Here is a 7,828-nt window from a genome sequence, read left to right as displayed (position 1 = left end):
GCCTGGGCGCGGCTGGAGCGCAACGAAATCGATGCGGGCCAGTTTGATGCAGCGTTTCGCAGCGAAGCGCTGGCGCTGGGCCATGATGTGCCGGGCAGCGCCGTGCTGCCGTTGCTCGCTGGCACTGTGCGGCCCGGCATGGTCGCGGCGTTGCGCGCCTGCAAGGCGGCTTACCGGGTGGGCTGCATCACCAACAATGTCGCGTCGGACGCTGATATCGGCTGGGGCCCATCTGTGGCCGGCGTGATGGCGCTGTTCGATCATGTCATCGAAAGCAGCCGCGCCGGCGTGCGCAAGCCGGATCCGCGCATCTACATGATGATGTGCGACGCGCTCGGGGTGGCCCCGGCCCAGTGCGTGTACCTCGATGATCTGGGCATCAACTGCAAGCCAGCTGCCGCACTGGGCATGACCGCCATCAAGGTAACCAGCGAAGCCCAGGCGCTGGCCGAGCTTGCCGCCGTGACCGGGCTGGCGCTGACCTGACATAGCGGCAGCAAGACGAGGCAGAAGGAAGCAGCCTCCGGCGGGCAGGGCTGAGCCCTGCACCACTCTCTTTTTAGTTCGGCCCAACGCTCTGAAATAGGGCGCCGAATCAACATATGGGTGCAGGGGTCACCCCTGCCCGCCGGAGGCTTTTTCAAGAGGCTATAGTATATTACCAGCTGACCGGATCGGCAAAGGCGCTGCCCTGCCGTTCAAGTTGGGTGGCGATGGCGAATTTGTGCACTTCGGTGGGGCCATCATACAGGCGGAACGGCCGCATATCGCGGAAGATCATTTCCACCACGGTTTCCGATGTCACGCCGATGCCGCCCAATATCTGCACGCAGCGGTCGGCAACCTTGAACAGATCTTCGGACACGCTGGCTTTGACGATTGAGCTTTCGTGGCGGGCGCGGATGCCTTGATCGAGCATCCACGCGACATGGCGGATGGCCAGCCGCGCCTGGTGCATGGCGATTTCATTGTCGGCCAGCATGAAATTGACACCCTGATGCTGGATCAGCGGCTTGCCAAAGGCGGTGCGCACCCGGGCATGATCGAGCGCGATCTGCTGGCAGCGCGCCGCCGCCCCCAGCCAGCGCATGCAATGCGTCAGCCGCGCCGGCGCCAGCCGCATCTGGGCATAGCGCAAGGCTGATCCGATTTCGCCGAGCACATGCGACGGCCCGAGCCGAAGGCCTTCAAAGCGCACGACGCAGTGGCCTTCGACATAATTGCGGTCCATCGAATCCATCACCCGGTCGATGTGGATGCCGGGCGTATCGCCTTCACACAGGAACAGGCTGGGGCCATGCGGGCCGTGCGGATTTGGCGGCACATCGGCCATGATGATCCAGGTTTTTGCGCCGTTGGCACCCGTGATCAGCCATTTCAGCCCGGAAATCTCATAGTCATTGCCGTTGAACTCGGCGCGGGTTTTCAGCTGCGCCGGGTCGCTGCCGGCGCCGTCAGGTTCGGTCATGGCAAACACGCTGCGGCGCAGGCCGGCCACCATCGGGGCCAGAAACTGCTTGATCTGATCAGGCCGGGCGATGCGCGACAGCAGATACATATTGCCTTCATCGGGCGCGGCGCAGTTCATCGCCACCGGCCCCAGCGTCGACCAGCCCGCTGCTTCGAACACCGCGGCCTGCGTGGCATGATCAAAGCCCATGCCGCCCAGTTCGGTGGCAGCCTGCGGCGTCAGCAAGCCCTCAGTGCGGGCCAGTTCGACCAGTTCGGCGCGCAGATCGTCGTTGGGGCCGTGTGCGGTCAGCCTTTGGTCGCGTTCGAACGGGATAATCTTGTCGATCACGAATTGGCGGACGCGGCGGGCCAGCAGCTTGGTGGATTCGGGCAGGGTAAAATCGGTCACAATGTGCCTTTCGATAGCTGATCGCCGGCGTGGCCCAGAATCGCCAACGCCAACGGCTCAAAGCCTTGATAGCGGTTACCGTCCATTTCGCCGCGCTGCCATTTTCGGTAAAGTTGCATCCAGGCCACCGCCAGCCGCAGCCGCGCCAGCGCCAGCGGCCAGACCAGATCGCCGGCATCATGGCCGCTGATCGCCCGGTAGTGTGCCGCAATCTCGGCCCGGCCCGGCCAGCCGGGGCTGAGCGATGGCACCGCTTGCAGTGACTTCAGCGCCGCAGGATCGCCCGGTTCGATCCAGTAGGAGAGCAGCACGGCCAGATCGAAGGCGCGTGGGCCGCGGGTGGCCATGTCCCAATCGATCATGGCGCCGGGATGCAAGGTGGCTGGATCAACCAGCAGATTGTCAGGCTTCAGATCCATGTGCAGCAGCACCGGCGTGCCGGATTCTGCTGGAATATCAGCGGCCAGCGCGGCAATCAGCGCTGCGGCTGCGGCGGGCAGACCATCGGGCCACACCGCTGCTGCCCGTGCTGTCCAGCCTTTGAGCTGGCGCGCGAAGAAGCCTTCGGGCTTGCCGAGATCACCCAGGCCCATCGCCTGCGGATCAAGCCCGTGCAGAGCCGCCATGGCAGACAATACGGTGTCAATCAGCGCCGTGCCATCACCGCAACCTGCGGGCAGCGATCCGGCAATGGCAATGCCGGCGCGCCGTTCGATCAGCTGAAACGGCGTGCCCAGCACGGCGGTATCGCTGCAAAAGGCGATCAGGCGCGGGGCGAGCGGAAAATGCGGTGCCAGCGCGGCCAGCACCCGCGCTTCGCGCGCCATGTCGCTGGCGCCGGCCGCCAGCAGCCCGGGAGGCGGGCGGCGCAGCACGGCGGCGATGGGGCCGCCCATTCCAAGCATATTGCCAAGCAGATCAATGGCTTCATTGCGGTTGGCAATGCCGCCGCCCAGCCGCTGCAATGTGGTGCCCGGCGCAAGTTGCAGGCCGTGCGCCGACAACCACGCCGCGAGAGAGGCAAGTTCGGTCATCTGCATCGCAACCAGCCGCGCTGCAATCTGGATGCAATTGGCTGGCAGCTTGCTGGTGCATTCATTGCCCAATTGGTTACCATCTTTTCCAGCGCCTAACCATCTGTCATCAACCCGTCACTGGCGCTGACAAAGTAGCCCCTTTATGAGCCGCGTTATGGCGCTGATTTTGCAATCCGATCGGTTGGTGCTGCGTGCGCACCGGCACGGTGATTTCGAACGGCTGGCGGCGATGTGGTCGCATCCGGGCGTGGTGCTGCATTTTGGCGGTAAGCCGTTCAGCCGGGAAGACAGCTGGAACCGGCTGCTGCGCTATGCCGGTAATTGGCAATTGCTCGGCTACGGCATGTGGGCTGTCACCCGCCCTGGCGACGATGTGCATCTGGGTGATGTCGGCTTTTTGCACGGCGAACGCACCGGTGTGCCCGCGTTTGGCTGCCCGGAAGCGGCATGGGCGTTTCATCCCGATGTGCAGGGCCAGGGCTTTGGCGGCGAAGCGGTGGCATGCGTGCTGGCCTGGGCTGACAAGCAGGCGGCCACGGCCGCCGATCCGCGCTTTGACCGTACAGCTGCGATGATCAATCCCGCCAATGCAGCCAGCATTGCGGTGGCCCGCCGCTGCGGCTTTTCGATCTTTGGTGATGCGCGTTATGCCGACCATCCGGTTGGCTTGTGGGAACGCGGCGCACCTACCTGATCGGTCAGGCATCATCGGGCAGCCCGCACAGGGTCAGGCTGCCACGCCAGAGCGCAGCACAGCTGGCTTCATCGCGGGCGAGAATTGAAGGATCGGGCCAGCCCAGTTGCCCCTTGCGCAGCGCCGCGTAAACGTGGCCCGGCGGCGGGCGCAGGCTGACGGCGAGTTCGGCCAAAGCGCGGCCCGCATTGCGCAGGCTGTTCATCGTTTTGCCGAACGGCAGCAGCAGCGGCAGCAGCGGCCACAGCAGGGTGCGCACCACCCACATCTGCTGGCGCGCCAGGCCGGTGCCGGGGGTCAAGCCGGGATCATAGGCGACAACGCTGATGCCGCGCAGATCGGCGGCTGCGCGCTGGGCTGCCACGCGCGCTGTCATGAGATTGCAGAGTTTCGATGCTGAATAGGCACGCATGCCAGCGGTAATCGCGTTGCTGTCAAGCTGAGCATCCTGGGTTGGATCGGCAAGCCAGTGCGCGTTGGCGTGGCGCGGGGGCGGCACGCCGGTGCGTTCGGCGGGATCGTGGGTGCCGCTACTGGTGATCACCACCCGAGCTCCGCTCGCCAGATGGGGCCACAGCCGGTGAAGCAGCAGAAAATGTCCGAGGTGATTGGCCGCAAAGGTCAATTCATGACCGTCAATTGATCGTTCGCTCACGTCCGGCCGTTGACCGCCTGCGTTGAGCACCAGCACGTCTATCCCGGTGCCGCCCAAGGTGGCCACCACGGCATCGGCAAAGCTGCGAACGCTGGCAAAGCTGGCAAGATCGAGCGGCAGGCAGGTTGCGCCTGCCGGGCCGCCCTCGTTGCGCATTCCGAGCAGGATGTGGGCCTGTGGGGCAGCCAACAGGTGCCGCAATGCTTCAGCGCCAATGCCGCGATTGCCCCCAGTCATCACAATCTGCATAACCGCCATATCCTTACAATGTAAAGTTTACGCCGTATAAATTGCGCTGCTGTGGTGGTCAAGCTAGGGTTCAGCGGTGAAATCCGAATCAGCCTGGCATTTTGATGGCGATCTGAAGCAGGCGCTGGTCACTGCGGCGCGGTTGATCGTTGAGACCGAGGGCGCGGCAGCGCTGTCACTGCGCGCGCTAGCGCGGGCGACCGGAGTGTCTGCCATGGCGCCTTATCACCATTTCAAGGATCGCGCTGCGTTGGTGGCCGCCGTGGCTGCTGCCGGTTTTGATCAGCTTTACAGTGACAAGATCGCTGCGCTGGCCGCCGCGCCAGGCGATCCGGCGCAGCGTATCGTGGCCGGTTCCATCGCTTATGTCCGCTTCGTGGTCGACCATCCCGAGCTTTACAGGCTGATGAAAAGCCCGGAACTGTCCGACCGGGCCGCCCACCCCGATCTTGCGGCTGCAGCGGCCCGGCCTGGCGCGTCACTTTACGCCATGCTCCTTGATCTGGCGGCGGCTGATCGCTTGCACGGGGTCTCGCCAATCGTTGCTGGCGAGATCATGTGGGCGATGGTGCACGGCATCGGCACGCTGAGCATCGATGCCTATCTGGCTGAGCCCGAAGCATTGGCGAGCGCTGGCGCTGCCGCGTTGCTGGCGGGCTGGGGCGCGCTTTAACGATTGAGCCGGCCTTCGATCAGCGCGTCGACCACCGAGGGGTCCGCCAATGTCGATGTATCCCCCAGCGCGCCGAAATCATTTTCGGCGATCTTGCGCAGGATGCGGCGCATGATCTTGCCGCTGCGGGTTTTGGGCAGCGCCGGGGTCAGGTGAATATGTTCGGGCACCGCAATGCCGCCGATCTCGCGGCGCACAATGGCTTTCAGTGCATCAACCAGCGCCGGGCTCGCCTCGATACCGGCGTTTGGCGTAACATAGGCGTAAATCGCCTGACCTTTTACATCGTGCGCGAAGCCGACCACGGCGGCTTCGGCAACATCGGGATGCGCGACCAGCGCCGATTCGACTTCGGCCGTGCCCATGCGGTGGCCCGACACATTGATCACATCGTCGACGCGGCCCGTAATCCACCAATAGCCATCGGCATCACGGCGGGCACCATCGCCGGTGAAATATTGGCCGCGGTAGGCGGTGAAATAGGTCTGGGTGAAGCGTTCATGATCGCCAAAGATCGTGCGGGCCTGGCCCGGCCAGCTGCCGCGCAGGATCAGATTGCCGCTGATGTCCGCGCCCGGCTGCCAGGCAATCGGGCTGCCATCCGCGTCCACCAAGGCCGGTTCGATGCCGAAGAACGGCTGGCATGCGCTGCCCGGCTTCAGTGCGGTGGCACCGGGCAGCGGCGTGATCAAAGCGCCGCCGGTTTCGGTCTGCCACCAGGTGTCGACGATGGGCAGCTTCCCCTTTCCGACCACGCGGTGATACCAGCTCCAGGCTTCGGGATTGATCGGTTCGCCGACCGTGCCGAGCAAGCGCAAGCTGGACAGATCATGCCGCCCCACCGGTTCATCACCGTCGCGCATGACCGCGCGAAGCGCCGTTGGCGCGGTGTAGAAGATATTGACCTTGTGGCGGGCAATCACCTGCCAGAATCGGTCGCTGGCTGGCCAGCTCGGCACCCCTTCGAACATCAGCACGCTGGCCCCGGCACTAAGCGGGCCGTAGACAATATAGCTGTGGCCGGTGATCCAGCCGACATCGGCCGTGCACCAGAACAATTCGCCAGGCTGGTAATCGAACACGGTTTCAAAGGTCAGATTGGCCCACAGCAGATAGCCGGCGGTGCTGTGCAGCACGCCCTTGGGCTTGCCGGTCGAGCCGCTGGTGTACAGGATGAACAGCGGGTCTTCGGCGGCCATTGGTTCGGGCGTGCAGGTGGCGGGCACCTGGCTGCGCAGCGTGTGCCACCAATGATCGCGTTCTTCGTGCATTACCACCTTGCCGCCGGTGTGGCGCACCACCAGCATGGCTTCGATGGGTGTGCCGGCTGCTTCGGCCTTTTCGCAGGCGGCGTCGGCCACCGATTTCAGCGGCACGGGCTTGCCGCCGCGCCGGCCTTCATCGGCGGTGATCAGAAAGCGGCTTTGGGCATCGGCCATGCGGCCGGCCAGGCTTTCGGCGGAGAAGCCGCCAAACACCACTGAATGCACCGCGCCAATGCGGGCGCAGGCCAGCATGGCCATGGCGGCTTCGGGGATCATCGGCAAATACAGCGTGACCCTGTCACCCTTGTCCACGCCCAGCGCCACCAGCGCATTGGCCATGCGCGCCGTTTCTTCGCGCAATTCGCCGTAGCTGATGCGGCGGGCAGCAGCGGCGGGATCGTCGGCTTCCCAGACAATTGCCGTCCGCTGCGGATCCAGATCGGCCCAGCGATCGAGGCAATTCCAGCTGGCATTCAAAATACCATCTTCAAACCATTTGATCTCAACGGGATCCCAGCGCCAGTTGCCCATGATGGTGGGTGCGCGATACCAATCGAGCCGGCGAGTCTGATCGCGCCAGAATGCATCGGGATCGGCCAGGCTTTGGGCATGCAGCGCCTCATACCGCGCCGCGGTGGTGCGGGTAATCGCCAAGGCGTCAGCGGGAACAGGGTAAATGCTGCTGGTCATGCCCGCAGACTAGGCCGCGTTGCCGCTTCGGGCTAGAGGGGGGCATGGCCTTTCCTGCCTCCAAAGCCATGGCATTGGCCCTTGCAGAAGCCCGCGCGGCGGCTTTGCGCGGCGAAGTGCCGGTCGGCGCGGTGATCACCAATGCGGCAGGTGATGTGCTGGCGGCGGCGGGCAATCGCACCCGCGAACATCATGATCCCACGGCGCACGCCGAAATCCTCGCCATTCGCGCCGCTTGCGCTGCGCTGGGCAGTGAACGCCTGATTGGCTGCACGCTAACGGTGACGCTGGAGCCTTGCGCCATGTGCGCGGCGGCGATTGCGGCGGCACGGCTTGAGCGGCTGGTTTACGGCGCATCCGATCCCAAATCGGGCGGCGTGGCGCACGGCGCGCGGGTGTTTGCGCACGCGCAGGCCCATCACTGCCCCGAAGTGATCTCCGGCGTGGCCGAATCTGCCGCCGCAGAGCTGCTGCAGGCGTTTTTCCGCAAACGCCGCGATTGAGCCGAGGCCGATGCAGATAGGGCAATCTGCCCTTGCTGTGTCGGGCCTGGTTCGCCACCGTAACGCCATGACGAAACCCGCCCTCGATACAGCAGTTGCCGCTGCACCTCGCCGCATTCTTGGGCCGTTTGCGGCGGCTTCGGTGGTGGTGGGCATGGTGGTGGGGGCCGGCATCTTCAGATCGGCCAGCCTGGTGGCGGC

Annotated in this window: 8 protein-coding genes; 4 read left to right on the top strand and 4 right to left on the bottom strand. The window is 64.7% G+C overall.

The annotated features are described in order from the left end of the window. Positions 1–486, top strand: a 486-nt coding sequence (locus ABWP50_RS12790; RefSeq protein WP_353218371.1) for an HAD-IA family hydrolase, incomplete at its 5' end; no start/stop codon positions are given. A 172-nt stretch (positions 487–658) separates the two neighbouring features. Here ABWP50_RS12790 and ABWP50_RS12785 read toward each other — a convergent pair. Both ABWP50_RS12785 and ABWP50_RS12780 read right to left on the bottom strand, forming a co-directional pair. After that, positions 659–1,861 carry an acyl-CoA dehydrogenase family protein gene (locus ABWP50_RS12785; protein ID WP_353218370.1) on the bottom strand — a complete coding sequence of 401 codons (1,203 nt, stop codon included), beginning with the start codon at positions 1,859–1,861 and terminating at the stop codon, positions 659–661. Next, complete coding sequence (locus ABWP50_RS12780; protein WP_353218369.1) at positions 1,858–2,895, bottom strand: phosphotransferase family protein; 1,038 nt, start codon at positions 2,893–2,895, stop codon at positions 1,858–1,860. The genes ABWP50_RS12785 and ABWP50_RS12780 overlap by 4 nt, the downstream gene beginning before the upstream one ends. A 157-nt stretch (positions 2,896–3,052) precedes the next feature. Here ABWP50_RS12780 and ABWP50_RS12775 point away from each other — a divergent pair, with 157 nt between their 5' ends. Beyond that, positions 3,053–3,592: a GNAT family N-acetyltransferase gene (locus ABWP50_RS12775; RefSeq protein ID WP_353218368.1), complete on the top strand. Its 540-nt coding sequence runs from the start codon at positions 3,053–3,055 to the stop codon at positions 3,590–3,592. Positions 3,593–3,596: 4 nt separating this feature from the next. Here ABWP50_RS12775 and ABWP50_RS12770 read toward each other — a convergent pair whose 3' ends face one another. Further along, the gene (locus ABWP50_RS12770) at positions 3,597–4,484 is read right to left on the bottom strand and encodes an SDR family NAD(P)-dependent oxidoreductase (RefSeq protein WP_353218367.1); all 888 of its coding nucleotides are present in this window, start codon (positions 4,482–4,484) and stop codon (positions 3,597–3,599) included. Positions 4,485–4,572: 88 nt separating this feature from the next. Here ABWP50_RS12770 and ABWP50_RS12765 point away from each other — a divergent pair, with 88 nt between their 5' ends. Then, complete coding sequence (locus ABWP50_RS12765) at positions 4,573–5,169, top strand: TetR-like C-terminal domain-containing protein (RefSeq protein WP_353218366.1); 597 nt, start codon at positions 4,573–4,575, stop codon at positions 5,167–5,169. Here ABWP50_RS12765 and acs read toward each other — a convergent pair. Further along, complete coding sequence (gene acs, locus ABWP50_RS12760; protein WP_353218365.1) at positions 5,166–7,124, bottom strand: acetate--CoA ligase; 1,959 nt, start codon at positions 7,122–7,124, stop codon at positions 5,166–5,168. The two genes, ABWP50_RS12765 and acs, sit on opposite strands and share 4 nt — an antisense overlap. A gap of 68 nt (positions 7,125–7,192) precedes the next feature. Here acs and ABWP50_RS12755 point away from each other — a divergent pair, with 68 nt between their 5' ends. Beyond that, the gene (locus ABWP50_RS12755) at positions 7,193–7,627 is read left to right on the top strand and encodes a nucleoside deaminase (protein WP_353218364.1); all 435 of its coding nucleotides are present in this window, start codon (positions 7,193–7,195) and stop codon (positions 7,625–7,627) included. The last annotated feature ends 201 nt before the right edge of the window (positions 7,628–7,828 follow it).

It is taken from the genome of Sandarakinorhabdus sp., assembly GCF_040398645.1.
GTDB lineage: Bacteria > Pseudomonadota > Alphaproteobacteria > Sphingomonadales > Sphingomonadaceae > Sandarakinorhabdus.
Note: the sequence above shows the minus strand (reverse complement) of the source record. Positions and strands in the feature narration are given on the sequence as shown.

Bases quoted from the DNA above. Each gene is read 5' to 3' on its own strand.
- ABWP50_RS12780 (WP_353218369.1), bottom strand. From the start codon at position 2,895: ATGACCGAACTTGCCTCTCTCGCGGCGTGGTTGTCGGCGCACGGCCTG.
- ABWP50_RS12775 (WP_353218368.1), top strand. From the start codon at position 3,053: ATGGCGCTGATTTTGCAATCCGATCGGTTGGTGCTGCGTGCGCACCGG.
- ABWP50_RS12770 (WP_353218367.1), bottom strand. From the start codon at position 4,484: ATGACTGGGGGCAATCGCGGCATTGGCGCTGAAGCATTGCGGCACCTG.
- acs (WP_353218365.1), bottom strand. From the start codon at position 7,124: ATGACCAGCAGCATTTACCCTGTTCCCGCTGACGCCTTGGCGATTACC.
- ABWP50_RS12755 (WP_353218364.1), top strand. From the start codon at position 7,193: ATGGCATTGGCCCTTGCAGAAGCCCGCGCGGCGGCTTTGCGCGGCGAA.